Consider the following 24,143-nt stretch of genomic DNA (forward strand, 5'->3'; position numbering starts at 1 on the left):
GGTCGGGGTTGAGTGCGATCAGGGTGGCGCGCACGTGCCGGGTCAGCTGCGGCACCGTCATCTCGCGCGACTTGGCGACCGCGTCGTCGATCACCGCGTCGCGCTCACCCGCGTCGATCCCGGTGCCGGCCTTGCTGATTTCCTCGAGGATGACGTCGATCTTGCGGGCCTCGATCGCCCCGACCCTCCAGGCGTCCTCCAGGGCGGGGTTCTGACTGGTGCCCCAGGCGCGCAGGAACAGGTTCTGCCCCGCCTGCCGGGTGCACACCAGGGCGCACGCCAACTCATCCGGGACGTGCCGCAACGCGTCCGGGGTCCGCGCGCCGAGCTCGCGCACCAGGGTGGCTTGGGCGGCCTGGGCCATGTTCAGTACCTGCTGCCAGGCCGCCACACCATTGACCAACGCCGCCCCCGAGACATCCGCGACCGGCAGCGAGGTCAGCATCGCCACCAGAGGAGCCAGATCGACGTCGGGCAGCGGGAACTCCGAGACCCAGCCGAGGTCGACCACCCGAACGCCCGGGCCGGGCACGGGCGCCGCGTCGGGGCGCGACCCGTGGCCCGAGTCTGCCCACAGCAACGCGCGGGGCGAGACCGGCGACGTGGTGCGCGACGTCGAGGTGAAGGCAGCGGCCGGGAAGCGGGCAGCGCCAGGGCGCGGAGCGGAGGTCGTCGCCGAGGCCGGGACGACCTCGGCGACCGCTGCGACGGCGCCGCGGACAGGCACGTCGGCAAGCAGGTCATCAACCGCGCGATCGTCCAGAACCGCTGTCACCGTCGCCACCTCCTTCGCTCGTTCCTGAGAGCCCCCGAACCGAACCCCGCTATCGAACAAGTGTACGAGTGACGACTGACATTCACCGCTGAGCAGGACAAACGCCCCGCGAGACGCGATCGGCTGGGAGCGGGGCTCGTACACTTGTTCGATGGCACGCGAGGTCGACTGGTCGAAGTGGCAACGCACGCCACGCGGCTGGGTGCGGGTGCCGCCGGAAGGCTGCCCAGCGGGACACCGGTGGACCACCAGCGGGCCTGGGCGACCGTCGGAGCGGTTCGTGACGTGCGGGTGCACGGTGGACCGGCACCACACGCTGTGGGTGTGCCCGACGTGCGGCATGCACTGCGCGGAGGGGTGCACCGACCCGGCGATGTGGGCGGGCACGACGGTGTCGTCCGGGATCGTCGGCAACCGGCGCGGGGTGGTGTGAGCGCGGGATAGTGGCTGCATGGGACGAGCCGCCGTGGTGGGGACGGTCGCGGTCGTCGTGACCCTCGCGGGGTGCGCGTCGTCGCTGCCGAGCCGCGCGCCGACGTCGAGCGCGTCGCCGACGGGCGTGAGCACGCCGGTCGTCGCCCCGCTGGTCCCCGACCCGGAGCAGCCGCCGGGCGTCGCGCTGACGCCGGCGTTCTCGTCGTCGATCAGCACGATCACCCCCGAGCTGGCGGAGAGGATGAGCGCGTCCTGGCGGCCCGGCTGCCCGGTGCCGCTCGAGGACCTCCGCTACGTCACGGTCACGTACCGCACGTTCGACGACGGTGCCGACGAGCAGGGCGAGCTCGTGGTGCACGAGGACGCGGCCGAGGACGTGGTGACGGTCTTCCGCGCCCTGTTCGAGGCGGGCTACCCGGTGCGGTCGATGCGGCTGGTCGACGACTTCGGTGCGAGCGACGACGACTCGATGGCGGCGGACAACACGTCGGCGTTCAACTGCCGGGCGATCACGGGCGGCACGGAGTGGTCGGAGCACGCGTACGGGCGCGCGATCGACCTCAACCCCGTGGAGAACCCGTACGTGCGCGGGGGATCGGTGGCACCGGACGCCGGTCAGGAGTTCGCGGACCGTCCGGACGCCCCGGGCGTCATCCATGCGGACGACGAGGTGGTGCGCGCGTTCGCGGACGTCGGTTGGGAGTGGGGCGGTGACTGGGAGTCGCCGATCGACTACCAGCACTTCTCCGCGTCGGGGCGCTGAGGAGTCAACCGTCGAGCCGGGCGTCGACCTCGGCCATCCGACGCGTCGCGACGAGCCGGACGGTCTCCTCGGAGAGGGGCGTCGCGGCGTCGAAATGCAGCGTCGCGCCCGACAGCCGCCCCTCGCTCAGGGTCCCCGCCAGCGCCCGCGCCAGGGGAGGGCTCATCAGGTGCACGCTGCAGTGGGTCGTGGCGACGGACAACGCCACCAGACCGGTGCCGCGGTACCTGATCGTCGGAACCTGGTACGAGATCACCTGCTCCGCCGCGGGGACGACGGCGAGGAACCGGTCGCGCACGGCGCGCAGTGCGGCGCCCTGTGCCGGCGGGACGGCGTCGAGGTACTCCTCGACGGTGGTCGCGGGATATCCCTCGCGGGCCATGGTCACGCCTCCCGACCGACAGGCTCGGCCGCCAGCTCGACGAACTCGTCGACGTGCATGCCGGCGAGCGCGAGCCGGATGATCCCGGGCACGAGCCGCGCGCCGGCCTCGCCGTGCAGCCGCACGGGATCGCTGATCGCGAGGACCTGCCCGCGCCGGACCATCCGCGCCGGAGCGCCTTCCACGGACACGTTCTGGAGCCACTGCACGCCCGGACCGTAGGTGAGCGCGACGACCACGCCCCGCGGTGTGGGGAACGCGAGCAGCGGCGTGCGGAAGCGCCGGCCGCTGCGCCGACCGGTGTGATGCAGCGTCGCGAACGGCGGCACCCAGTCGGAGATCGTCCCGAGGATCGGGTTGGTCACCCGGCGGTTGACCCGCGTGACCCACGAGGGGATCGGCATGGAACCGACGCTAGTGCGGCGCCCCGAGAGCCGCGAGACGGGCAGGGTAGGGGCACCCCGGCGGCCGTGCGACCCGAGCGGCGGTCTGGACAGGGCGGGTCTCGCGCAGCGGACGCCGAGTTGCGCGCTCCGGGCGGTCATGGTGACGGTAGAGGTGTCCGACGAGCCGCCTCGCGAGGGGTGGCGCCCCCGGCAATGGAAGGAGAGCCTCGTGCTCACCTTGACCGACAGTGCCCGTACCGCCGTCCACACGCTCACCACGAAGGCCGGTCTTCCCGACGACACGGGCGGCCTCCGGATCGCCCAGCAGGACGGGGGCTTCGAGCTCGCGCTCGTCCCCGAGCCGCTCCCGGGCGACGACGTCGTGACGGACGGGTCGACCCGCGTCTACGTCGACCCCGAGGCGTCCCGCACGCTGTCCGACCAGCGTCTCGACGTGGAGCCGGCGGCCTCCGGCTCGGCCTTCACGCTGAGCCCGCAGTAACCCGACCAGCGGCGACGTCGGTGGGCTACCCCCTCCGCCCACCGACGTCGCCGCGCACGACGAAGGGGCCCGACAGATGTCGGGCCCCTTCGTCGTGCGGACTCAGCGCTCAGGCGCCGCCGAGCAGCTGGTCGAACGACGGCACCGCGTCGTAGAGACCTGCGGGCGCGGACGGCTCGCGGTCGGCCACCATCTCGGCCAGCTCGCGGCCGGCGCGGCGGATCCGGTTGGGCAGCGGGTTGACGTCGTCACCACCGCCGTCGGCCCAGTCGTCGGTGGCCGCGAACACGGCCGTGCCGGCGACGTCGGCCCGCAGGTAGGCGAACAGCGGGCGCAGCGCGTACTCGAGGGCCAGCGAGTGCCGGCCGGTGCCGCCCGTCGCGCCCACGAGCACGGGCCGCCCGACGAGGGCGTCCTTGTCGAGGATGTCGACGAACGACTTGAACAACCCGGAGTACGACGCCGAGAAGATCGGCGTGACGGCGATGACGCCGTCGGCGGCCGTGACCTTCTCGAGGACGTCCTTGAGGGCGCCGGAGGCGAAGCCCGAGAGCGTCATGTTGACGATCTCGTGGGCGACGTCGCGCAGCTCCACGTTCTCGACGTGCGCAGTGATGCCGCGCGCGGCGAGCTCGGTGACGGTCGCGTCCGCGAGGCGGTCGGCCAGCAGGCGCGTCGACGAGGGCTGCGAGAGCCCGGCCGAGATGACGACGATCGAGCGGTCGCTCATCGTGGTCCCTTTCCCGAACAGAGAAGACAAAGACGAGGTCATGAGGACAGCGAGTCCTCGGCCCGGAGGCCGGTGTAGTCGTCGGTCGCGCCGACCGTCTGCTCACGCACGGTACCCGCGGCCACGGCCTTCGCCACCCGCTCGGCGTGCGAGGGCGGGTTCGCCGGCACGTGCGCCGGACGCGCGGACTCGGCCTCGGCGCGCAGCACCGGGACGACCTCCGTCGCGAGGATGTCGATCTGCTCGAGCACGGTCTTGAGCGGCAGGCCGGCGTGGTCCATGAGGAACATCTGGCGCTGGTAGTGCCCGACCTGGTCGCGGAACTTGCCGTAGCGGTCGATGACCTCCTGCGGGCTGCCCACGGTCAGCGGGGTGTCGCGCATGAAGTCCTCCATCGACGGGCCGTGCCCGTAGACGGGCGCGTTGTCGAAGTAGGGGCGGAACTCCTTGACGGCGTCCTGCGAGTTCTTGCGCATGTACACCTGCCCGCCGAGCCCGACGATCGCCTGGTCGGCCTGGCCGTGCCCGTAGTGCTCATAGCGCTGGCGGTAGAAGTTCACCATCTGCGCAGCGTGCTCGAGCGGCCAGAAGATCGCGTTGTGCAGGAAGCCGTCACCGTAGTACGCGGCCTGCTCGGCGATCTCGGGGCTCCGGATCGAGCCGTGCCACACGAACGGCGGGACGCCGTCGAGCGGGCGCGGGGTGGAGGTGAAGCCCTGCAGCGGCGTGCGGAACTTGCCCTGCCAGTCCACGACCTCCTCCTCCCAGAGGCGGCGCAGCAGCGCGTAGTTCTCGATGGCCAGCGGGATGCCCTGGCGGATGTCCTGCCCGAACCACGGGTAGACCGGTCCGGTGTTGCCGCGGCCCATCATGAGGTCCATGCGGCCGTCGGAGATGACCTGGAGCATCGCGTACTCCTCGGCCAGCCGCACCGGGTCGTTGGTCGTGATCAGCGTGGTCGCGGTCGACAGGATGATGTTCTTCGTCGTGCCCGCGAGGTAGCCGAGCATCGTGGTGGGCGACGACGGCACGAACGGCGGGTTGTGGTGCTCGCCCGTCGCGAAGACGTCCAGTCCCGCCTGGTCGGCGTGCTGGGCGATGGTGAGCATGTTGCGCACCCGCTCCGTGTCGTCCGGCGTCCGGCCGGTGGTCGGATCGGTGGTGACGTCGCCGACGGTGAAGATCCCGAACTGCATCTCACGCCTCACAAGGTAAGAGGTTCATGCGTTTGCATGTACTTGCCGCTCAACAGGGGGGTGGGTACACCTATTCCCCCAGAGGGCGGGGGTCACGGACCTACCTATAGCGTGGGGTCACCGGTCGGCGACAGGGGGCTACGCGGGGTGACGAACGAGCAGATCAGGGTGCTGGTGGTCGAGGACGACGCCGACACCGCGCAGTACGTGCGCACGGTGCTCGACCGCCGGGGCGGCATGGCAGTCACCGTGGTCCACGAGCCGATGTCGGCGCTGGCCGAGGTGGCGGCGCACGAGTTCGACGTGGTCCTCACGGACATCCAGATGCCCGGCATGAGCGGCCTGGAGCTGCTCGGGGAGCTGCGCTCGCGCGCCCCCGGCACGCCGGTCGCGGTCATGACGGCGTTCGCCAGCGTCGACTACGCGGTCGAGGCGCTGCGTCGCGACGCCGACGAGTTCCTGGTCAAGCCCGTCGCGGCGGCGACGCTGCTGGAGCGCATCACGGCCCTGGCCACCGAAGGACGGGTCAAGCGCGCAGCCGAGGGCTCCAGCGAGACCGTGCTGGCCGTCGGCGCGCATCCCGACGACGTGGAGATCGGCGTCGGCGCCACGCTGGCCTCGCACCGGGCCGCGGGCGACACCGTGGTCATCCTCACGCTCTCGAGCGGCGCGATCGGCGGCGACGTCCAGTCCCGTCGGCACGAGGCGCTCGCGTCGGCCGGCATCATCGGCGCCCGCCTGTACCTGCACGACTACGAGGACACCCGGCTCGACCCCGCCGGCGGCCTGATCACCACGATCGAGCACCTGATCCGGGAGGTCGACCCGACCGTCGTGTACACGCACAGCGAGCACGACCGCCACCAGGACCACCGGGCCGTCCGGCAGGCCGTCGACGTCGCCGCCCGCCGGGTCCCGTCGCTCGCGTGCTTCCAGAGCCCCTCGTCGACCATCGACTTCCGGCCCAGCCGGTTCGTGCCGGTGGACGGCTTCCTCGAGGCGAAGCTCCAGATGCTCGCGGCGTTCGAGTCGCAGTCGCACCGGGACTACATGGAGCCGGACCTGGTGCGCGCGACCGCCCGCTACTGGTCGCGGTTCGGCACCGGGCAGTACGCGGAGCCGCTCGAGATGGTGCGCGCGGCCGCGATGCTGAGCAGCAAGGCACGGGCCGGGGGCGTCGTCTCCGTGGAGGAGAGCGCCACCATCGACGAGCACGGAGGTCACGCATGAGGGTCCTGGTCACGGGCGCCGGGGGACCGGCCGGGGTCGCGGTCATCCGGTCGTTGCTGCGCCGCGGCGACGTCGAGGTGCTCGCCGCCGACATGGACCGATGGGCCAGCGCCCTGTACCTCGTGGACGCCCCGAACCGTCGGCTCGTCCCGGCGGGCAGGGCGGACGACTTCGTCGACGTCGTGCGTCAGATCTGTCGCGACGAGCGCGTCGACGTGCTGTTCCCGACCGTCGACGTCGAGCTGCCCAGGCTCGCGGCCGCGCGCGACGAGCTGCTGGCCGACGGCACGATCCTCGCCTCGCCGGCCCTGAAGACGCTCGAGACCTGTCTCGACAAGCTCGAGCTCGCGCGCGCGTGCGCCCGGACGGCACGCGTCCCGCGGACCGAGCTCCTCGGCACCCCGCAGGCCGTGTCCGGCTGGGACTTCCCGGTCATCGTCAAGCCCCGGCGCGGCGCGGGCTCGCGCGGTGTCCGGCTGGTGGGCTCGCAGGCCGAGCTCGACGCCGTGCACGACGCGGACGAGGACCTGCTCGTCCAGGAGCTGCTGCCCGGCGACGAGTACTCGGTCGACGTGCTGGCCGGGCTCGACGGCACCGTCATCGCCGCCGTGCCGCGCGCTCGGCTGCGGGTCGACTCGGGCGTCGCCGTCGCCGGGATCACGGTCCACGACGAGGAGCTCATCGAGACGGCGTCGGCGATCGCGCGGGCGGTGGGCCTCACCACGGTGGCCAACGTGCAGCTCAAGCGGGACGCCGACGGGCACCCCGCCCTGCTCGAGGTGAACCCCCGGTTCCCGGGCGCCATGCCGCTGACCATCGCGGCCGGCGTCGACATGCCGTCCCTCACGCTCGACGCGGTCCTCGGCCGCCCCGTGCCCGACCACGTCGACTTCCAGGAGATCGCGAACGTGCGCTATCTCGAGGACGTCTTCCTGCCGATCGCCGACGTCCTGCCCGCACGATGAACACAGCCCCGTCGACGGACGGTGACTACCACGTCCACTCGACGTTCTCCGACGACGCGGTCAGCACGCCGGCCGAGAACCTGGCGGCCGCGCAGCGCGCCGGCCTGCGGGAGATCCGCATGGTCGACCACGTCCGCGTCTCCACCACCTACGTCCCCGAGTTCCTCTCGGTGGTCCGCGCGCTGCCGCGCCTCGAGGGGCTCACGGTCCTGTCCGGCGTGGAGGCCAAGATCCTCGACGCGTCGGGGGTCGTCGACGCGCCGCCCGAGGTGCTCGCGGGCCTGGGCAGCCCGACCGGCGCCGACCGCGTCCTGCTCGCCGACCACCAGGTCCCCGGCACCGACGGCCCGTGGAGCCCGCGGGCCACGCGCGAGCGCATCGACGCCGGCCTTGCTCCGGCGGACGTCATCGAGCTGCTGGTCACGGCCACGATCCGCGCGATGCACGCGGTCGGCCGGGCGCAGCTGGCGCACCCGTTCTCGGTGCTGCCGAAGATCGGGCTGACCGAGGACGACGTCCCCGACGACCTGCTCGACGCGCTCGCCGACGCGGCCGTGGCCACGGGCACGCCGGTCGAGGTGAACGAGAAGTGGCGCTGCCCCGGCCCGCGGATCGCCGAGCGCCTGAGCGAGCGCGGCGTGCTGCTGGTGGCCTCGACGGACGCCCACGTGGCGTCGGACGTCGGCGTGTACGCGTGGGTGGGGACATGAGCACGTTCTGGCACGACGTCCTCGTCGCCGTGCTGGTCGCGTTCGTCGGCATCGGTGCGATCCCGGTGCTCGCCGGGGTCTACCAGTACGTGCTGGTCCCCGTGCACGCGTTCCGCAACCACCTCGCGCGCGCCGCGCCGCACCTGCCGCGCGTCGTCGTCATCGTGCCCGCGTGGAACGAGGGGGCGGTCCTGGCCGCCTCCCTGGACCGGCTCATGGGCCTGGAGTACCCGCCGGACCGGCTCAAGGTGTTCGTGGTCGACGACGCGAGCACCGACGACACGCCCGACGTGGTCCGGGGCAAGGCGGCGCAGTACGACGACCGGATCGTGCACCTGCGGCGCGAGCAGGGGGGCCAGGGCAAGGCCCACACCCTCAACCACGGCATCCGGTACGCCCTCGAGGACGACTGGATGGAGGCGCTCCTCATCATGGACGCCGACGTCATCTACCGGCCCGACTCGCTGCGCCGGATGACGCGCCACCTCGCCGACGAGAAGGTCGGCGCCGTCACCGCGTTCATCCGCGAGGGCAGCGGCAGGCCGGGCAGCGTCGCCCGCTTCATCGGCTACGAGTACGTGACCGCGCAGGCGGCCGCGCGCCGGGCGCAGAACGTCATGGGGGCGATGGCGTGCCTGGCCGGGGGCGCGCAGCTGCACTCGCGGGCGAACCTCCAGGCGGTCGGCGGCCAGGTGGACACCTCCACGCTCGCCGAGGACACGTACACGACCTTCCTCACGCAGCTGGACGGCCGCCGCGTGGTGTTCGAGCCGGCGGCGGTCGTGCTGGCGGAGGAGCCGGACAGCGTGACGGCGCTGTGGAAGCAGCGGGTGCGCTGGGCGCGCGGGAACGTGCAGATCACGCGCAGGTTCCGCAAGGTCTGGTTCCGGCCGTCCCGCGTGCACCACCTGGGCAACCTCGACTTCGGGGTCATCTGGTTCGCCATCTACCTGCTGCCCGTGGCGATGACGCTCGCTGCGGTGGGCCTGGTCGGCCTGTACTTCACGGACGGCGTCACGGCGGCGGCCGTGTTCGAGGGGTTCTGGTGGGTCGCGGTCGTCGCGTACGTGTTCATCACCGCGACGACCCTCATGCTCGACCGGGAGACGGCGCGGCGCTCGTGGCTCCAGGGGATCGTGTTCCCGGGCCTGGGCGCGCTCGTCGTGATGAGCGCGGCGTGGTTCCCCGGACTCTGGGAGGTGCGGATCCCGGACCTGTTGGGTCTGGAGATGAGCGACCTCGGCCGGGAGGTCTGGACGCTGACCCTGTACTCCTGGTCGGTCCTCGCGATGATCCTGGCGTGGGTGGTCAAGCAGCTCGAACGCGCCCGGCCGGTGCGGTGGCTCGCGCTGCCGTTGCTCTACGTGGTGGGCTTCGGTCCGGTGCTGTGCGCGATCACCCTCGACGCCTACGTGAAGCAGTGGCGGGGCGCCGCGGCGGTGTGGGACAAGACCGAGAAGACGGGGCGGGTGATGGGATGAGCGGGCCGCATGCGGCAGCGCCGGACGACGACGCCCGTCGGTGGGCGACGTTGACGCCCGACGCCCTCGAGGACGAGATCCGGTCGAACGCACGCTCGGAGCGCCGGCTGCTGCTCGTGGTCGGGCTGGTCTCGGTCGCGATCACGGCCCTCGCGCTGCTCCTGCACGGGGGCCTCGCGTGAGCGCCCGGGTGCTGGTGGTCGACGACGAGCCCGACGAGCTCGCGCTACTCGTGCGACACCTGCGGCGGCTCGGGTACGACGTGGTGGCGACGAAGAGCGCGGAGCACGCGCTCGCGGACGACGACAACCTCGCCGTCGACGTGGCGGTGGTCGACCTGCGGCTGCCGGGCATGGGCGGCTGGGAGCTCATCGACGTCCTGCGCGCCCGGCGCTCCGGGCTGCCGGTGATCGTCACGTCCGTGCTCGACCCGGACGACTACCCGCTGGTCGACGCGTGGCTGCCCAAGCCGTTCACGGGTGACGGCGTCCAGGCCGCGCTCGCCCGCGCGCTCGGCGCGGCCCCATGACCAGCCTCTGGACGGACGAGCCCGAGAACCTCGTCGCCTCCGGGTCGCGCTACCTGCGGCGCCTCGCCCGGCACCTCGGGCCCGAGGGTGGCGTCGTCGAGCGCCAGCTGCCGTTCGTCGGACTGTTCGCCTTCGCCCTGCTGACCCTCTTGTTCGTGCCCGACGAGAGGATGACCAGTGGCCTCGAGATCGGCCTCGCGACCGCCCTGGTCGCGGCGCTGACGCTGGCTGCGAGGCTGCTGCCGTGGAGCTCGTGGCCGGACGGCGCGCAGGACGTGCTGCCGATGCTGCAGTTCGTGGCCGTCGCGATGCTGCGGGCCGGCACCGGCGGGACCGGGTCTCCGTACACCACGCTCGCGTTCCTGCCCGTCATCGCCCTCGCGTCGCTGCCTGGGAAGAGGCGCGTCGCGCTCGCCTCGATCGGCGTCGCCGGCGTCGTCGCGTCCTCGGTCCTCATCGGCGACCAGTCCTTCACCAGCGACACCCTCGTCCGCACGGTCTACGTCACGCTCGCCGCGACGATCATCGCGATCACGGTGCACGAGATCACCGACCGCCTGCGGGCTCGCAGCCAGGCGCTGCTGTCCCTGCAGATGGACCAGGCCCTGCTGCTCGACCGCGCCCGCGCCGACGCCGTCGAGATGGCCCGGGTGGCCGACTCGCGCCGCGCGGCGAGGGACCAGCTGGTGTCGGTGATCGACTCCGCGACCGAGCAGGCCATCATCGCGACCGACGCCACCGGCCTGGTCGAGGTCTTCAACGCCGGCGCCGAGCGCCTGCTCGGCTACGGGCAGGGCGAGGTCGTCGGCCGCATGCGCCTGACCGACTTCCACGACCGCGACGAGCTCGAGGCGCGCCGCAAGCTCCTCTTCGACGACGACTCGCCGGTCGACAACCCCCAGGCGCTCGTCGACGCCCTGGTCGCCCCCGCCCTGGCAGGCCGGCCCGAGGTGCGCGACTGGATCTACGTCGCGCGCGACGGCGTGCGGATGACCGTGCGGCTCGCGGTGACCCGGCGGGCCGAGGTGGACGGCACGACGACGGGCTACGTCGTCGTGGCGTCCGACGTGACCCAGGAGCGGGAGGCGGCCAGGCTGCAGGACGAGTTCGTCAGCCTGGTCAGCCACGAGCTGCGCACGCCCCTGACCTCGGTGCTGGGCTACCTCGAGCTGCTCACCGACGGCACCGACCCGCTCACCGAGGAGCAGCAGGAGTACCTCACGGTGATCGAGCGCAACGCCCGGCGCCAGCTCCGACTGGTGGGCGACCTGCTCCTGAGCGCCCAGGTCGGCGCCGGCCGCTTCTCGATCTCCCCGCAGCGCACCGACGCCGGCGAGATCGTGCGCGCCGCCGCCGCGGCGGCCGCGCCCGTGGCCGAGGCAGCCGGCGTCGAGCTCGTCGCCTCGGTGACCCCCACCGTGCTCGACGCCGACCCGGTCCGCCTCGCGCAGGCGGTCGACAACCTGGTCTCGAACGCGATCAAGTTCACGCCGGCGGGCGGCACGGTCCGCCTCGGGGTGGAGCCGAGCGCCGGCGGCGCGGTGATCGTCGTGGCCGACAGCGGCATCGGCATCCCGCCCGACGAGCTCTCGCAGCTCACCACCCGGTTCTTCCGCGCGTCCTCCGCCACCCGTCGCGCGATCCCCGGGGTGGGCCTCGGCCTGTCCATCACCAAGGCGGTCATCGACGCCCACGGCGGCCGCCTCGAGATCGCGAGCACGCTCGGCGAGGGGACCACGTTCACGATCACGCTGCCGCCCACGCCACCGAGCGGAGCTACCGGGCGGTAGATCGGACATCTCGGGATGTATCACGCGGCCTGCATCCCTCCCTTTCTGCCCGTGCGCCGAACGACGGCGCGGACAGGAAAGGGCACGACAATGACCATCCTCAGCTCGCAGACGGGTGCGGACTACCGTCCCGCCACCGCAGCGGCCGTGCAGGCGCTCGCCGACTCCGGCATGCCTGTGCACCTGCCCGGCACCGAGGCGTACGCCGCCCGCACGGGCACCAGCAACCTGACCAAGGCGATCCGGCCCGCCGCCGTCGTCGCCGCGCGGAGCTCCGACGACGTGAGCCGCACGCTGCGCCTCGCCGCCGCCGCCGGCCTGCAGGTCGCCGTCCAGGGCACCGGCCACGGCGCCACGGAGACCATGCAGGACGCCATCCTGGTGAGCACCGTCTCCCTCGACGAGCTCACGGTCCACCCGGACGAGCGCTGGGCGCGCATCGGCGCCGGCGTGAAGTGGGAGGCGGTCCTCGAGGCGTGCGCCCCGTACGGGCTCGCCGGCCTCGCCGGCTCGTCGCCGGACGTCGGCGTCGTCGGCTACCTCACCGGCGGCGGTCTCGGTCCGGTCGCCCGCACGCACGGGCTCGCGTCGGACACCGTTCGCGCGTTCGAGGTGGTCACTGGTGACGGCGTGGCCCGTCGGGTCACGGCGACGAGCCACCCGGACCTGTTCTGGGGGCTGCGCGGCGGCAAGGGCACGCTCGGCATCGTCACCGCGGTCGAGATCGACCTGGTCGAGCAGGCCACCCTCTATGCCGGTGCCCTGTGGTTCGCCGACACCGATATCGCCTCGGTCGTCCGCACCTGGAGCCAGTGGTGCGAGCTGCTGCCCGACGAGGGCACCACGTCGATCGCGATCATGCGGCTGCCTGACATGCCGATCTTCCCCGAGCCGCTGCGCGGCCGGACGTCGGTCTCGGTGCGCTTCGCGTGGACCGGTGACCCGGCGGTCGGCGAGGAGATGATCCGCGCGATCCGCTGCATCGGGACGCCGCTCATCGACACCGTGCAGGTCATGCCGTACGCCGCGCTGGGTGCCGTGCACACGGACCCGGTCGACCCGATGCCGCTGCACGAGCAGCACAGCCTGCTCGCCGAGTTCGACCTCGACGGCGCCGACCGGCTCCTCGAGCTGGTCGGGCCGGACGCCCAGACCGCGCAGGTCATGGTCGAGGTGCGCCAGCTGGGCGGGAAGGTCCGCGACGACCGGGGCGTGCCCAGCGCCTTCGCGCACCGCGAGGCCGCGTACTCGCTCTTCACCATCGGCGTGCTGATCCCGGAGATCGCGCAGGTGGTGACCCGGGACACCGCGCGGGTGCACGACGGCATGGCGCCGTGGGCGCGCGCCGGGGGACTGCCCAACTTCACCGACGCCGCCGGACCGCAGTGGGCCGAGCGGGTGTTCACGCCCGAGGTGGCGCGTCGGCTCCAGACCCTGTCGATGGTCTACGACCCCGACGCCGTGCTCCTCGCGGCACGGGGCGTGCGGTCCTGAACGTCAGGGTGTGGGCGCCACCGAGAAGGTGATCGACACGTCGGTGGAGTCGGTGAACTGTGCGGACGTCGAGCCGACGAGCGGGCTGAGCAGCGCGGCCACGGCGAACGCGAGCACGACGCCCAGCCGGACGAGGCCGCCACGGTCGACCGACCAGAACGTGCGCGGCTTCGTCTCGGCGTCGCGGGGCGGCTCAGTCGAGGAGGAGCTCATCGACCCTCCTGTCTGTGCCGTCCTGCGTGGGGCGTTGGCGACGGGCACGACGCCCGTCGCTCATCGCGAGCAGCTCGAGCGTAGCGAGTGCGACGAGCGGGGGGACCAGCATCACGGCGCGCCCTCGCGGGGACCCCGCCCACTGCAGGACCCAGCCCCAGCCCCGGTGCACGGCCAGCTGCACGCCGCGGATCCGGGTGATGGGCGTGGCGTTGACGTCGGGGTCCCGGTTGGCGTCGCCCTTGGTGATGACGTAGGACTTCGTCAGCTGCGTCCCGTCCGGGCCCAGCTTGGGCACCATGTTGCCGGTCGCCTCGTCCTGCTTGAGGTCGGGGAGCTTGCGCAGCGCCACGATCCGGTGGGTCACCAGCTCGTCCGAGCCGATGGGCCAGAACGAGATCACCTGGCCGACCTTGAGGTCCGACTCGTCGGAGATGGCGCGCAGCACGACGGCGTCGCCGGCGTCGAACTTCGGCGCCATGGAGCCGGACGTCACGATCAGCAGGCGCTGGTGGTGCACCTGGAACCAGAGCGGTACCGCGAGCGAGACGGCGTAGGCGGTGCCGCAGAGGACGACGACCGTCCAGAGCGCGACCCCGACCAGGCGTCGCCACGTCGGCTTCGGGGCACGAGAACGCCGCCGACCGATCGCGCGCGGCGCGCGACGGTCGACGGCGGGGGCGTCTCGTTGCCCGTCCGACCAGGAGGCCATCAGGATCAGGGGTTGTGGGCCGTCTGCTCGGCGTTGAAGGTCAGGTCGAGCTTCACCCCGGCGGCCTGGAACGCGTTGTCGTTGGGTCCCTGCGGGAAGTCGACGCGGGCGCAGAGCTCGACGGGCGCCGAGGCGGCGGCCATCACTCGGTCGCCGGTCTGCTGACCGGGTGCGTTGCTGCCGACCAGCGGCGTCTCGACGGCGGGCCACGGCGAGATGGTGCCGGCCGCGTTCAACGGGGTGCTCGGCGTGAGCAGGCCGCCCGTGCCCAGGTCGTTGCACTGCCCCGACGGCACCTCATACATGCGCAGTTGGAGGACGGTGCGCAGGTCTCCGCCGCTGGCGACGGGCGCGCCCGACGGGTCGAGCAGGGTGGGCGCCGTGGCGGTCGCCGCGATCTGCTCCGCCTTGTAGGCGATCGAGTAGCGGAGCTCGAGCGAGCCGTTGCTGTTGACCACCAGCGGCGCGTAGGTCGTGTCGCCCGGCGCCAGGGCCTGCGGCTGGAACACGAACGTCGCCGGGGAGTTCACGGAAAGGTCGACGGTGCCGGTCTGGATGTCGGCCGACGCCGAGTCGTTGTCCGTGAAGATGGCCGACGTGGTCAGGGCCGTCGCGCCGATGGCGGCGAGGCCGACGATCGCCACCGTGGTCCAGAGGCGCCGGCGACGCGGCGCGTCGCGGTGCACCGGAGCGGGGTCGATCATCTCCTGCAGCAGGTCGTCCATCATGCGAGAACCCTCCTAGGGGCGAGAGTCGAGACTGGAGTATCGGCACCTCTGGGCCCGACTTGAGCTGAACGCACGATAGTCACCCGTTCGTGGACCCTGCGCCGGGCGTCCGTGGCGGCCGGGCGTGCCTGGTGCTCGTGCGGGGCGCGACGACGGCGACGCCCCCTCTGGTGGCGCGGCTGCGGCGGGGCCGGGGGACCGACTGGGCGAGCGGGAGGTCGTCGGCCGGCACGGCCTGCGAGTAGAGGAAGCCCTGCGCCTGGTCCACGCCCAGCCGGCGCAGGATCACGGCCGTGGCCTCGTCCTCGACGCCCTCGGCCACCACCCGCAGGTCGAACGAGTGAGCGAGGTCGACCATGGCCTGCACCACGACCTCGGAACCCTCGCGGCCGTCCACGCCGAGGTCGGAGACGAACAGCCGGTCGATCTTGAGCTCGTCCACGGGGAGGTCCCGCAGCTGGGAGATGGACGTGTTCCCGATGCCGAAGTCGTCGATGGCCACCCGGATGCCCAGGGCGGCGAGCCGCTCGAGCACGGGCACCACGCGGGAGGGGTCGGCCACCAGCGCCGTCTCCGTGATCTCGACCTCGAGCAGGTCGGGCGGCACGGCGTGCTCCTCCAGGAGCGCTTCGATGAGGTCGACGACCGCGGGCGTCGTGACGTCGTGGGCCGAGAGGTTGACGGCGACCGGCGTCGCGCGTCCCGCGGCCCGCCAGGCCGCCAGCTGGGTGACGCACTCCGTGAGGGCGTACCGCGTGACGTCGTGGATCAGACCGGACTGCTCGGCCAGCGGGATGAACGTGGTGGGCGGCAGGACCCCGCGCGTGGGGTGGACCCAGCGCATGAGCGCCTCGAGCCCGACGGTTCGGCCCGTCTCCAGCTCGATCTTCGGCTGGTAGTGCATGCGCAGCTCGCGCGGGGCGTCCGGCTCGGGGGTCAGTGCCCGGTGCAGGTCGCCCAGCAGCACGAGGCGCGCCGGCGACGAGTCGTCCTCGTCGGCCGAGTACACCGAGACGCCGGTGCGGTGGTGCTTGGCGGCGTACATGGCGACGTCCGCGGTCCGCATCAGCGACGACGGGTCCGTCGCGTGGTCGGGCAGGCAGGCGACGCCGACGGACGTGTCCACGTGCAGGGGGAGCTCGCCCAGCATGAACGGCGGCACGAACAGCCCCCGCACGCGGCGGGCCAGGCGCTCGGCGTTGACCACGGAGCGCACGTCGGGCAGCAGGATGGCGAACTCGTCACCGCCGAGGCGGGCGACGATGTCGTCGTCCCGCAGCGCGCCGCGCAGTCGCTCCGCGACCTGCTCCAGCAGCTCGTCGCCGCGGTCGTGGCCGAGCGAGTCGTTGATGTCCTTGAACCGGTCGATGTCGAGCAGCATGAGCCCGACGCGCGAGCCGGTCTCCTGCGCCTCGAGGATGGTCCGGCGCATCCGCTCGGCCAGCATGCGCCGGTTGGGCAGGCCCGTGAGGGAGTCCAGCAGCGCGAGCCGGGCGTTCTCCAGCGCCGTGGCCTGGAGCCGTCGGGACGCGGTGAACACCGTGCGGAACAGGACCAGCCAAAGAGCGAGCAGGCCGAGGGCCACCACCAGGGACACGGTGCGGACCGCGTCGGCGAGCGCGGCGCTGGCGGCCCGGTGATCGAGCATGACCTCGGCGGCGCCGACGATGTCCTGGCCGTCGGTCGTGGAGCCCTCGGTCGCGGTGTCCTTGGCCCGCACGGGCACGTACACGTCGAGCACGCGGCGCTCGGTGCCGCCGACCGCACGGTCATCGCCGCGCACGTCGGTGATCACCTGCGCGTCGGAGCCTCCCTGCGTGGTCACCTGGTCGAGCCGGGCGCCGTCCGGGAAGCCCGTCGTCGTGCCCTTCGCTGAGCTGTACATGAGGGAGCCGTCGATGGCCCACAGCCGGAGCTCCACCAGCCGAGCGCCGAAGCCGGCCGTGGCTGCCGTCACGATGTCCGACTGCGCCTCGGTGAGCACGTCGGGAGCGAGGAACGAGTCGGTCGGCACGGAGTCGGTGGCGTAGGTCTGCACGGTCTGCGCCGTCGCGACCCCGTCGCGCATCGCCTGCTGCCCCATGACGCTCCACGTCACCCAGACCAGGGCGCACCCGAGCACGACCATGGCCGTGCTGCTGATGACCGCGAACGAGCGGGTCAGCGGCCAACGTCGGCGGGTTGCTCTTGGCACGCGGGGACCTCACGAGCTGGGGCGAGCGCGGGTCGGAGGGGTCCGCGCTGTGGCCGAGAGTATGCGGTACAACCGTCCGACAGCGACACCCCAGGTCGCAGGATTGTCCCGGCGCGTCGGGAACGTCCCCCGGTGCCGCGTGGTTGAAGGGGTCGGCGGACGACGCCGACAACTTCAGGAGGATCCGAATGACGTACGAGGTGACCAAGACCGACGAGCAGTGGGCCCTGGAGCTGGAGCCCCAGGAGTTCGCGGTGCTGCGCCGCGCCGGGACCGAGCGCGCGTGGACCGGAGAGCTGCTCGACGAGAAGCGCGAGGGCGTCTACCGCTGTCGCGCCTGCAACAACGAGCTGTTCCGCTCCGACACGAAGTTCGACTCGCACTGCGGCTGGCCCAGCTTCTTCTCTCCGCTGGCCGGCGACCGCGTCGAGCTGATCAGCGACCGCAGCCTGGGCATGGTCCGCACCGAGGTGCGCTGCGCACGGTGCGGTTCGCACCTGGGGCACGTGTTCGACGACGCCCCGCAGACGCCGACCGGCGACCGGTTCTGCATGAACTCGGTGAGCCTGACGTTCGAGCCGTCTGCCTGACCGTCGCGCTCGTTCGGGGTGTCGACCGGCGCGCCGGTCCCGACACCCCGGACKGGTGACGTCCGTATGGTCGACACGGCTGAAGTCGCGCGGGCCGCGTGCCGATAATGCAGACGTGGAAGATGTCCTGACGGTGCGACGGTGGCGGCGCTACGGCGCCGACCGTCTCTATGTCACGCAGGAGACCGGCGCCCGCGTCGGTTCGGTCGACCTGCAGTCCGGCGAGGTCGTCGTCGACGACCCCCACTTCGAGAGCGGCCTGCGCCGTGCCGCGCAGGCCTACCTGCGCGCCGACGTGGCCGAGCTGGCGATGTCGCTGCCCACGCAGTCATCCGGGTCGCTGGCGCCCGACGACGAGGCGGCGCTGCAGGCGTGGCTCGGCGGGACCGACTGGGACGCCATCGACCTCGCGGCCATCCGCGGGGAGCGCGGCAGCTCGGTCCGCACCCGCCTCGAGCGCCTCGGCGACGAGGGCTGGCAGGTGGTGCACGACGTGCCGCTGGGCCGGCAGGGCAGCCTGGTCGAGCACCTGCTCATCGGTCCCGCGGGCATCTTCACGGTCGCCGAGCGTCGGCACCCCGGCCAGCACGTGGTGGTCGAGGGCCGCACCCTCGAGGTCGACGGGCGGTCCATGTCCTACCTGCGGGACGCGCGGCTCGAGGCCACGCGCGTGCAGGGTGCGCTGCTCGCCGCGGCTTGCGCGGCGATCACGGTGCGCGGGGTCGTCGTGGTGCAGGGCGAGCTCGAGGTGCGCACGGTGCAGCCGCAGCACGACGCGTTCGTGATCTCACGCCAGGACGTCCAGGCGGTGTTCCGGGCGATGCCGGTGCGGCTCGACCCCGCGCGCATCGCGGCGATCGCGCACGTGGCGCGGCAGCGCGCGACCTGGTCCCGCTGAGCCGGTCTGGGTGTTGACACCCCGGCGGTGCGGTGATCTGCTGAAACGCTCCCACCCGTCGGGGTGGCGGTGCGGCGATTTTCGCGCCGGTCCCGTCAGGATGTGACCGTGGTCGACGAACAGTTCCGCCAGCTCGAGCGCGAGCTCGGCCTCCTCCTGCGCCGTGCGCAGGCCTCCTCGGCGTCGATCTCGCGGGACGTGCACCCCGACCTCGAGCCGGCCGCCTACTCGCTCCTCGCGCTGATCGCGGCGACCCCGGGCGTGCGCGCCAGCGACCTCGCCACCCACATCGGCGTGGGCCGCGGCACGATGTCGCGACAGCTGGCCCGGCTCGGCTCCCTCGGGCTGGTGTCCCGCCGCCCGGATCCCGACGACTACCGCGGCCAGCTCCTCGAGCTCACGGACGAGGGCCGGCGCCGCTACGAGACCGCGCAGCAGGCCCGCCGGGTGTTCCTGCACCGCGCGCTGACCGGCTGGAGCGAGTCCGACATCGAGTCGCTGGCAGGCCAGCTCGCGCGGCTCAACGAGGACCTCGCGGCGGCGCGCCGCACGCACTGAGACGCGACAGCGCCCCGCGGCCGAGGGTCGCGGGGCGCTGCCGTCCGTGCATCAGTCCCTGGTGGAGACCTTCTGCTCGGCCTCGAGGGCGTCGAGCTCGTCGTCGACGGACTCCGGCGAGGTGGCCGGCGCCAGCATCGCGCCCTCCTGCTCGAGCAGCTGCTCGATGCCCGAGCGGTTGCCCAGCGGCACCTCCTTGAGGAAGAGCACCGCGATGAGCGAGACCAGCGCGACCGGCGCGGCGACGAGGAACAGGTCCGCGATCGCGTTGCCGAAGGCCTGCTCGACGACCACCCGGATGTTCTCCGGCAGGGTCGACAGGTCGGGGATCGCGCCGCTGGAGCCCATGGCCGACGGGTCGATGCCGATCCCGGACAGGCCGCTCGCGATCAGCGAGGTCACCCGGTGCGACAGGACGACGCCCAGCGCGGACACGCCGAGCGCGCCGCCGAGGGTCCGGAAGAACGCGACCGTCGACGTGCCGGAGCCGATCTCCCTGACGTCCAGGGTGTTCTGCACCGCGAGCACGAGGTTCTGCATGAGCATGCCGACGCCCGCGCCGATGATGACGAGGTAGAGGCCGACCAGGCCGAAGCTCGTGTCGAAGTGGATCGTGCCCATCAGGCCGAGGCCGGTGGTGAGCAGGATGGCGCCGGCGATCATGAACTTCTTGTACCGGCCGGTGCGGCTGATGATCTGTCCCGAGATGGTGGACGAGACCAGCAGGCCGACGATCATCGGGATGGTGAGCAGGCCGGACTGCGTGGGGGTCTTGCCGCGGGCCAGCTGCATGTACTGGCTCAGGAACACCGAGGTGCCGAACAGGGCCACGCCGACCGCGATGCTCGCGATGACGGCGAGGACAAGGGTGCGGTTCTTGAACAGGTGCAGCGGGATGATCGGCTCGGCGGCACGGGACTCCACCCACACGGCCAGGACGAGGGCGACGATCGCGCCCCCGACCATCGCGGCGGTCTGCCACGAGGCCCACTCGAACGACGTGCCGGCGAACGTGATCCAGAGCAGCAGGGTCGCGATGCCCAGGGAGAGCAGCGTCGCGCCGGCGTAGTCGATCTTCACCTTGCGGGACTTGCGTGCCGGCAGGTGCAGCGTGCGCTGCAGCACGATGATCGCGGCGAGCGCGAACGGCAGGCCGACGAAGAAGTTCCAGCGCCAGCCCGGGCCGTCGGTGATGAGGCCGCCCAGGAGCGGTCCGCCGACCATGCCGATGCCCATCACGGCGCCCATGAGGCCCATGTACCGGCCACGCTCGCGCGGGCTGATGATGTCGGCGATGAGGACGGTGCCGAGCGCGGTCAGACCGCCGGCGCCGATGCCCTGCAGGGCGCGCATGCCGATGAGCATGCCCGTGGTGTGCGAGAGGCCCGCGAGCGCGGACGAGAGCACCGAGATGGCCAGCGCCAGCTGGATGAGCAGCTTGCGGTCGACGAGGTCGGCAAGCTTGCCCCAGATCGGCGTGGAGATCGTGGTGGTGAGCAGGGTGGCGGTGACCACCCAGGTGAACGCCGACTGGGTGCCGTCCAGGTCGGAGATGATCCGGGGCAGCGAGGAGGAGACGACGCTCGTCGCGAGGATCGAGACGAACATCCCGAGCAGGATGCCCGAGAGGGACTCGAGCACCTCGCGGTGCGTCATCTTGGGGGCCGTCTCCGCCGTGCTGACGGGTTCCGGCGTGGTGGTGGTGCTGGACATGGTCTCGCTCTCGTGGTGCTGGCAGGGAGACCCGGCGTCGTCGGCAGGTCGGGGGATGTGGTTCAGGCGGGGATGAGGAGGTCCTCGGGCTGCGCGAACCGGGAGATGGTCGTCGACAGGCGGTCGAGCGCCACCCGGGCGGCATCGACGTCCTGCGGCGACCACTCGGCGAACACGTCGTGGGCGCGTCGGTCCAGCGCCGCTCCGATGTCGGCGGCGAGCGTCCGTCCCGCAGGGGTCAGCCGGACCGTCCGGACCCGCCGGTCGCCGCCGTCGACCGCGCGCTCGACCAGCCCGTCGTCGACGAGCTGGCTCACCTGGCGGCTGGCCACCGAGATGTCGACGCGCAGGGCGTGGGCGATGTCGCCGACCTGGAGGGTGCCGCGCCGCTCGAGGATGCGCACGATGGTCAGCGTTCCCTTGGAGCAGCCGATGTCGCGGGCCAGCCCGAAGGACGACTCGCGCAATGTGCGGCTGAAGGCCTCGACCGAGCGCAGCAGGGCCTGCGTGGGGGTCTCGGGCTGGTTGTCTGGCATGGCACTCCCTTTGTTGCTCGACGCAACCATACGTCCAATGTTTGCTTGAAGCAACTGAAGCCCGGAAGTATTCCCGGACACACGAACGCGGCCGGGCCCTTCGGGGCCGGCCGCGCTCGCGGTGGGATCAGGCGGTCGTCGCCGAGCTGCGGCGGCCGCGCACGACCTTGACGCCCTCCATGTCCTCGAGCTGGATGCCCTTGGTCTCGGGGACCTTCCAGAGCACGAAGAAGAACGAGAGTGCGGCGAAGATCGCGTACAGCAGGTAGGGGATGGTCGCGCCGAACGTGTCGAGCAGCGGCGGGAACGTGATCGTGATGACGAAGTTCGCGATCCACTGCGCGGCGGCGGCCAGGCCGAGCGCCGCGGCACGGATGCGGTTGGGGAAGATCTCGCCCAGCAGGACCCAGACGAGCGGGCCCCACGTCGCCCCGAAGAACACGACGAACAGGTTCGCCGCGATCAGGGCGGCGACCCCCCAGGTGTCCGGGAGCTGGGTCATCATCTCGCCCGCGTTGGCGGGGTCGGGCACCTCGGTCGACTGCGTGAAGGCGAGAGCCATGACGCCGAGGGTCAGGGCCATGCCGACCGAGCCGACGAGCAGCAGCGGGCGTCGACCCACCTTGTCGATGAGGGCGATCGCGATGAACGTCACGACGACGTTGGTCACCGAGGTGATCGTCGAGTAGGTGAACGAGTCGCTCGCGTCGAACCCGACGGCCTGCCACAGCGTGTTCGAGTAGTAGAAGATCACGTTGATCCCGACGAACTGCTGGAACACCGACAGCAGGATGCCGACCCACACCACCGGGAGCAGGCCGCCGTTGGGTCCCCGCAGGGACGCGTGCTGCGCGTGCTCCTTGTCCTCCGCGATCGTCTTCTTGATCTCGTCGATGCGTTCCTGCGCGTCCTCGTCGGGCGGGAGCACCTCGGTGAGCACCTTGAGGGCCTCGTCCTCGCGACGCATCGAGACGAGGTAGCGGGGCGACTCGGGGATCCGGAGCGCAAGGATGCCGTAGACCACGGCAGGGATGACGGCGACCAGGAACATCCAGCGCCAGGCCTCGAGGCCGAACCACAGCTCGGCGGACGACGGGTTGTCCTCCACGCCGGTCGCGATGGCCAGGAGCTGGTCGGAGAGCAGGGCCGCGAAGATACCGAGGACGATCGCGAGCTGCTGCAAGGAGCCCAGGCGACCGCGGATGGCGGCCGGTGCGATCTCCGCGATGTACGCGGGCGCGATGACCGAGGCGACGCCGATGCCGATGCCGGCCATGAACCGCCACAGCGCCAGGTCCCAGACGCCGAACGCGAACGCCGAGAGGATCGACGAGAAGAAGAACAGGACCGCGCCGAGGAACATGACCTTGGTGCGGCCCCACCGGTCGGCGAGCTTGCCGCCCACCCAGGCGCCCAGGGCGCAGCCGAGCAGCGCCACCGCGACGACGAAGGCCTTGATGAACGACCCTGCGTTCATGTCGAGGATCTTGAAGTCCTCGGTGAAGCCCTCGACGGCCCCGTTGATCACGGAGCTGTCGAACCCGAAGAGGAAGCCACCGACGGCGGCTGCGGTCGCGAGCGCGATCGCCTTGTTCTTGTGCGGGTTCGGCATCGCTGCCGATCCGCCTGTCGCCCCCTGCGGCGACCCAGACGCGTGGGACATGACCTGACCTCCGTCGCCCCCGGGCCGCTCCCGGGAGATCATCCCCACCTTGGCCCCGCACGGGTGAGCGCGCACGTCGGACGGCTCGCCTGCACGGATTCCCGGGGCGACCGGCGCCGCGTGCTGGCCGCTCACCGAGGTCCGGGGCATCATCGTGCGATGACCTCGACAGGAGACGGTGGAGCCCGACGACCGCGTCGCCCCGCGATGCTCGATCCCGCCGCGGCCGACGAGCTCCCCGGCGGGTACGACCCCGCGCTGCGCAACGAGGCCGCGCACACGACCGCGGCCGCGCTGGTGCACCGGGGCCGGGCGAACACCGACCCCGACGTCGTCGCGCGGCTGGTCTCCCTGGTGGAGACCGAGGGGCTCGACGTCGTCGCCGCCCTCTGGTCGGAGAGCCCCGCCGACACCCTCCCCGGCGCGCTGTGGCGGCTGTACGTGCTGCGCGAGTGGGTGCGCCGCGACCCCGCGACGATCGCGGACCGGTACCGCCTGGGCGTCGCGGCGGCGCCGGTGCACGACGCGGTCGCCGGCGTCGCGGACGCCCCCGGGCCCGCCGACGTGCGCGCGGTCGCCGATGCCGTCCTCTCCGGCGTCTACACGGGTGACCTCGACGTCGCTCTCGAGCGGGCCGCCGCGTTCTGCCGGGTGCTGGCGACGGGTGCCGCCTTCGACGCCGACCACCTCGACGACGTCGACCCGACGGGTGCGGTCCGCCTCACGCGGGGGGCGGCGTCGCTGGTCCGGACGGCCGAGGAGCTCGAGCGCGCGGCGGCGCTGTGGCGGGCGGACCGGCTCGAGTGATCGCGCAGAGATGAACCCGCAGGTGGGGTGTTCGTGGGCCGCGCGCCGCCGCGTGCACGCCCGTCGTCCGGCCTCCGGCGGGCGTACGATTGCTCTCGACGTCGGGCCGCGGTAGCCCCGGGCTCCATCTCAAGCCGCTTCGAGCGGCCACGCGCCGAGAGGC

Annotated in this window: 27 protein-coding genes; 15 read left to right on the forward strand and 12 right to left on the reverse strand. The window is 72.3% G+C overall.

Annotated elements, in window-relative coordinates:
• On the reverse strand, positions 1-775 hold a 775-nt coding region (locus AC1DQC_RS08800; RefSeq protein WP_477050852.1), incomplete at its 3' end, for a hypothetical protein.
• A 151-nt stretch (positions 776-926) separates the two neighbouring features.
• Between AC1DQC_RS08800 and AC1DQC_RS08805 the strand changes: the two genes are divergently transcribed.
• Both AC1DQC_RS08805 and AC1DQC_RS08810 read left to right on the forward strand, forming a co-directional pair.
• Positions 927-1,208: a hypothetical protein gene (locus AC1DQC_RS08805; RefSeq protein ID WP_477050853.1), complete on the forward strand. Its 282-nt coding sequence runs from the start codon at positions 927-929 to the stop codon at positions 1,206-1,208.
• Positions 1,209-1,226: 18 nt separating this feature from the next.
• Entirely contained in the window at positions 1,227-1,973 is a 747-nt protein-coding gene (locus AC1DQC_RS08810; protein WP_477050854.1) for a M15 family metallopeptidase, read from the forward strand.
• Between the two features lie 4 nt (positions 1,974-1,977).
• Here the strand turns inward: AC1DQC_RS08810 and AC1DQC_RS08815 are convergent, their stop codons facing one another.
• Positions 1,978-2,355, reverse strand: a complete 378-nt coding sequence (locus AC1DQC_RS08815; protein ID WP_477050855.1) for an iron chaperone — start codon at positions 2,353-2,355, stop codon at positions 1,978-1,980.
• A gap of 2 nt (positions 2,356-2,357) precedes the next feature.
• On the reverse strand, positions 2,358-2,759 hold the full coding sequence (locus AC1DQC_RS08820; protein ID WP_477050856.1) for a PNPOx family protein: 402 nt from the start codon (positions 2,757-2,759) through the stop codon (positions 2,358-2,360).
• A 211-nt stretch (positions 2,760-2,970) separates the two neighbouring features.
• On the opposite strand from AC1DQC_RS08820, the gene AC1DQC_RS08825 reads away from it, so the two are divergent.
• Positions 2,971-3,243: an iron-sulfur cluster assembly accessory protein gene (locus tag AC1DQC_RS08825; RefSeq protein WP_477050857.1), complete on the forward strand. Its 273-nt coding sequence runs from the start codon at positions 2,971-2,973 to the stop codon at positions 3,241-3,243.
• A gap of 109 nt (positions 3,244-3,352) precedes the next feature.
• Here the strand turns inward: AC1DQC_RS08825 and AC1DQC_RS08830 are convergent, their stop codons facing one another.
• Positions 3,353-3,973, reverse strand: a complete 621-nt coding sequence (locus AC1DQC_RS08830; RefSeq protein ID WP_477050858.1) for an FMN reductase — start codon at positions 3,971-3,973, stop codon at positions 3,353-3,355.
• 38 nt (positions 3,974-4,011) lie between these two features.
• Complete coding sequence (locus AC1DQC_RS08835) at positions 4,012-5,169, reverse strand: LLM class flavin-dependent oxidoreductase (RefSeq protein ID WP_477050859.1); 1,158 nt, start codon at positions 5,167-5,169, stop codon at positions 4,012-4,014.
• Positions 5,170-5,316: 147 nt separating this feature from the next.
• Here AC1DQC_RS08835 and AC1DQC_RS08840 point away from each other — a divergent pair, with 147 nt between their 5' ends.
• The 8 genes from AC1DQC_RS08840 to AC1DQC_RS08875 all read left to right on the forward strand — a co-directional run bounded on the left by AC1DQC_RS08840 (position 5,317) and on the right by AC1DQC_RS08875 (position 13,368).
• Positions 5,317-6,399, forward strand: coding sequence for a PIG-L deacetylase family protein (locus AC1DQC_RS08840; protein WP_477050860.1), 1,083 nt, complete (start codon positions 5,317-5,319; stop codon positions 6,397-6,399).
• Entirely contained in the window at positions 6,396-7,364 is a 969-nt protein-coding gene (locus tag AC1DQC_RS08845) for an ATP-grasp domain-containing protein (protein WP_477050861.1), read from the forward strand. The genes AC1DQC_RS08840 and AC1DQC_RS08845 overlap by 4 nt, the downstream gene beginning before the upstream one ends.
• Positions 7,361-8,074, forward strand: coding sequence for a PHP domain-containing protein (locus AC1DQC_RS08850; RefSeq protein WP_477050862.1), 714 nt, complete (start codon positions 7,361-7,363; stop codon positions 8,072-8,074). Before AC1DQC_RS08845 ends, AC1DQC_RS08850 begins: the two co-directional genes overlap by 4 nt.
• The gene (locus AC1DQC_RS08855; RefSeq protein ID WP_477050863.1) at positions 8,071-9,555 is read left to right on the forward strand and encodes a glycosyltransferase family 2 protein; all 1,485 of its coding nucleotides are present in this window, start codon (positions 8,071-8,073) and stop codon (positions 9,553-9,555) included. The genes AC1DQC_RS08850 and AC1DQC_RS08855 overlap by 4 nt, the downstream gene beginning before the upstream one ends.
• Positions 9,552-9,737 (forward strand): hypothetical protein, encoded by a 186-nt coding sequence (locus AC1DQC_RS08860; RefSeq protein ID WP_477050864.1) that lies wholly within the window; start codon positions 9,552-9,554, stop codon positions 9,735-9,737. The genes AC1DQC_RS08855 and AC1DQC_RS08860 overlap by 4 nt, the downstream gene beginning before the upstream one ends.
• A complete protein-coding gene (locus tag AC1DQC_RS08865) occupies positions 9,734-10,084 on the forward strand; it encodes a response regulator (RefSeq protein WP_477050865.1) in 351 nt (116 codons plus the stop codon). Before AC1DQC_RS08860 ends, AC1DQC_RS08865 begins: the two co-directional genes overlap by 4 nt.
• Positions 10,081-11,874: a sensor histidine kinase gene (locus AC1DQC_RS08870; RefSeq protein ID WP_477050866.1), complete on the forward strand. Its 1,794-nt coding sequence runs from the start codon at positions 10,081-10,083 to the stop codon at positions 11,872-11,874. Before AC1DQC_RS08865 ends, AC1DQC_RS08870 begins: the two co-directional genes overlap by 4 nt.
• Positions 11,875-11,964: 90 nt before the next feature.
• Positions 11,965-13,368, forward strand: coding sequence for an FAD-binding oxidoreductase (locus tag AC1DQC_RS08875; RefSeq protein ID WP_477050867.1), 1,404 nt, complete (start codon positions 11,965-11,967; stop codon positions 13,366-13,368).
• A gap of 3 nt (positions 13,369-13,371) precedes the next feature.
• On the opposite strand, the gene AC1DQC_RS08880 is transcribed toward AC1DQC_RS08875, so the two are convergent.
• The 4 genes from AC1DQC_RS08880 to AC1DQC_RS08895 form a co-directional block, all read right to left on the reverse strand.
• Positions 13,372-13,581 carry a hypothetical protein gene (locus tag AC1DQC_RS08880; protein WP_477050868.1) on the reverse strand — a complete coding sequence of 70 codons (210 nt, stop codon included), beginning with the start codon at positions 13,579-13,581 and terminating at the stop codon, positions 13,372-13,374.
• A complete protein-coding gene (locus tag AC1DQC_RS08885) occupies positions 13,562-14,293 on the reverse strand; it encodes a signal peptidase I (RefSeq protein ID WP_477050869.1) in 732 nt (243 codons plus the stop codon). Before AC1DQC_RS08885 ends, AC1DQC_RS08880 begins: the two co-directional genes overlap by 20 nt.
• Positions 14,294-14,298: 5 nt before the next feature.
• Positions 14,299-15,021, reverse strand: a complete 723-nt coding sequence (locus tag AC1DQC_RS08890; protein ID WP_477050870.1) for a TasA family protein — start codon at positions 15,019-15,021, stop codon at positions 14,299-14,301.
• A gap of 79 nt (positions 15,022-15,100) precedes the next feature.
• A complete protein-coding gene (locus AC1DQC_RS08895) occupies positions 15,101-17,215 on the reverse strand; it encodes a putative bifunctional diguanylate cyclase/phosphodiesterase (RefSeq protein ID WP_477050871.1) in 2,115 nt (704 codons plus the stop codon).
• A gap of 188 nt (positions 17,216-17,403) precedes the next feature.
• On the opposite strand from AC1DQC_RS08895, the gene msrB reads away from it, so the two are divergent.
• The 3 genes from msrB to AC1DQC_RS08910 all read left to right on the forward strand — a co-directional run bounded on the left by msrB (position 17,404) and on the right by AC1DQC_RS08910 (position 19,261).
• Positions 17,404-17,805, forward strand: coding sequence for a peptide-methionine (R)-S-oxide reductase MsrB (msrB, locus tag AC1DQC_RS08900; protein WP_477050872.1), 402 nt, complete (start codon positions 17,404-17,406; stop codon positions 17,803-17,805).
• Positions 17,806-17,920: 115 nt separating this feature from the next.
• Complete coding sequence (locus tag AC1DQC_RS08905; protein WP_477050873.1) at positions 17,921-18,703, forward strand: nuclease-related domain-containing protein; 783 nt, start codon at positions 17,921-17,923, stop codon at positions 18,701-18,703.
• A gap of 108 nt (positions 18,704-18,811) precedes the next feature.
• Positions 18,812-19,261 carry a MarR family winged helix-turn-helix transcriptional regulator gene (locus tag AC1DQC_RS08910; RefSeq protein ID WP_477050874.1) on the forward strand — a complete coding sequence of 150 codons (450 nt, stop codon included), beginning with the start codon at positions 18,812-18,814 and terminating at the stop codon, positions 19,259-19,261.
• Positions 19,262-19,312: 51 nt separating this feature from the next.
• Here AC1DQC_RS08910 and AC1DQC_RS08915 read toward each other — a convergent pair whose 3' ends face one another.
• The 3 genes from AC1DQC_RS08915 to AC1DQC_RS08925 all read right to left on the reverse strand — a co-directional run bounded on the left by AC1DQC_RS08915 (position 19,313) and on the right by AC1DQC_RS08925 (position 23,122).
• On the reverse strand, positions 19,313-20,974 hold the full coding sequence (locus AC1DQC_RS08915; RefSeq protein WP_477050875.1) for an MDR family MFS transporter: 1,662 nt from the start codon (positions 20,972-20,974) through the stop codon (positions 19,313-19,315).
• Between the two features lie 62 nt (positions 20,975-21,036).
• A complete protein-coding gene (locus AC1DQC_RS08920; RefSeq protein WP_477050876.1) occupies positions 21,037-21,510 on the reverse strand; it encodes a MarR family winged helix-turn-helix transcriptional regulator in 474 nt (157 codons plus the stop codon).
• Between the two features lie 127 nt (positions 21,511-21,637).
• Positions 21,638-23,122, reverse strand: a complete 1,485-nt coding sequence (locus tag AC1DQC_RS08925) for a sugar porter family MFS transporter (RefSeq protein WP_477050877.1) — start codon at positions 23,120-23,122, stop codon at positions 21,638-21,640.
• 258 nt (positions 23,123-23,380) lie between these two features.
• On the opposite strand from AC1DQC_RS08925, the gene AC1DQC_RS08930 reads away from it, so the two are divergent.
• Positions 23,381-23,980, forward strand: a complete 600-nt coding sequence (locus AC1DQC_RS08930; RefSeq protein ID WP_477050996.1) for a hypothetical protein — start codon at positions 23,381-23,383, stop codon at positions 23,978-23,980.
• Positions 23,981-24,143: the final 163 nt, after the last annotated feature.

This window comes from Cellulomonas sp. P4_H12 (assembly GCF_056400905.1).

Coding starts and splice junctions, on each gene's coding strand:
- AC1DQC_RS08820 (WP_477050856.1), bottom strand. CDS start 2,759: ATGCCGATCCCCTCGTGGGTCACGCGGGTCAACCGCCGGGTGACCAAC.
- AC1DQC_RS08830 (WP_477050858.1), bottom strand. CDS start 3,973: ATGAGCGACCGCTCGATCGTCGTCATCTCGGCCGGGCTCTCGCAGCCC.
- AC1DQC_RS08915 (WP_477050875.1), bottom strand. CDS start 20,974: ATGTCCAGCACCACCACCACGCCGGAACCCGTCAGCACGGCGGAGACG.
- AC1DQC_RS08845 (WP_477050861.1), top strand. CDS start 6,396: ATGAGGGTCCTGGTCACGGGCGCCGGGGGACCGGCCGGGGTCGCGGTC.
- AC1DQC_RS08810 (WP_477050854.1), top strand. CDS start 1,227: ATGGGACGAGCCGCCGTGGTGGGGACGGTCGCGGTCGTCGTGACCCTC.
- AC1DQC_RS08930 (WP_477050996.1), top strand. CDS start 23,381: ATGCTCGATCCCGCCGCGGCCGACGAGCTCCCCGGCGGGTACGACCCC.
- AC1DQC_RS08805 (WP_477050853.1), top strand. CDS start 927: ATGGCACGCGAGGTCGACTGGTCGAAGTGGCAACGCACGCCACGCGGC.
- AC1DQC_RS08850 (WP_477050862.1), top strand. CDS start 7,361: ATGAACACAGCCCCGTCGACGGACGGTGACTACCACGTCCACTCGACG.
- AC1DQC_RS08885 (WP_477050869.1), bottom strand. CDS start 14,293: ATGGCCTCCTGGTCGGACGGGCAACGAGACGCCCCCGCCGTCGACCGT.
- AC1DQC_RS08815 (WP_477050855.1), bottom strand. CDS start 2,355: ATGGCCCGCGAGGGATATCCCGCGACCACCGTCGAGGAGTACCTCGAC.
- AC1DQC_RS08920 (WP_477050876.1), bottom strand. CDS start 21,510: ATGCCAGACAACCAGCCCGAGACCCCCACGCAGGCCCTGCTGCGCTCG.
- msrB (WP_477050872.1), top strand. CDS start 17,404: ATGACGTACGAGGTGACCAAGACCGACGAGCAGTGGGCCCTGGAGCTG.
- AC1DQC_RS08855 (WP_477050863.1), top strand. CDS start 8,071: ATGAGCACGTTCTGGCACGACGTCCTCGTCGCCGTGCTGGTCGCGTTC.
- AC1DQC_RS08835 (WP_477050859.1), bottom strand. CDS start 5,169: ATGCAGTTCGGGATCTTCACCGTCGGCGACGTCACCACCGATCCGACC.
- AC1DQC_RS08890 (WP_477050870.1), bottom strand. CDS start 15,021: ATGATGGACGACCTGCTGCAGGAGATGATCGACCCCGCTCCGGTGCAC.
- AC1DQC_RS08860 (WP_477050864.1), top strand. CDS start 9,552: ATGAGCGGGCCGCATGCGGCAGCGCCGGACGACGACGCCCGTCGGTGG.
- AC1DQC_RS08925 (WP_477050877.1), bottom strand. CDS start 23,122: ATGCCGAACCCGCACAAGAACAAGGCGATCGCGCTCGCGACCGCAGCC.
- AC1DQC_RS08880 (WP_477050868.1), bottom strand. CDS start 13,581: ATGAGCTCCTCCTCGACTGAGCCGCCCCGCGACGCCGAGACGAAGCCG.
- AC1DQC_RS08870 (WP_477050866.1), top strand. CDS start 10,081: ATGACCAGCCTCTGGACGGACGAGCCCGAGAACCTCGTCGCCTCCGGG.
- AC1DQC_RS08875 (WP_477050867.1), top strand. CDS start 11,965: ATGACCATCCTCAGCTCGCAGACGGGTGCGGACTACCGTCCCGCCACC.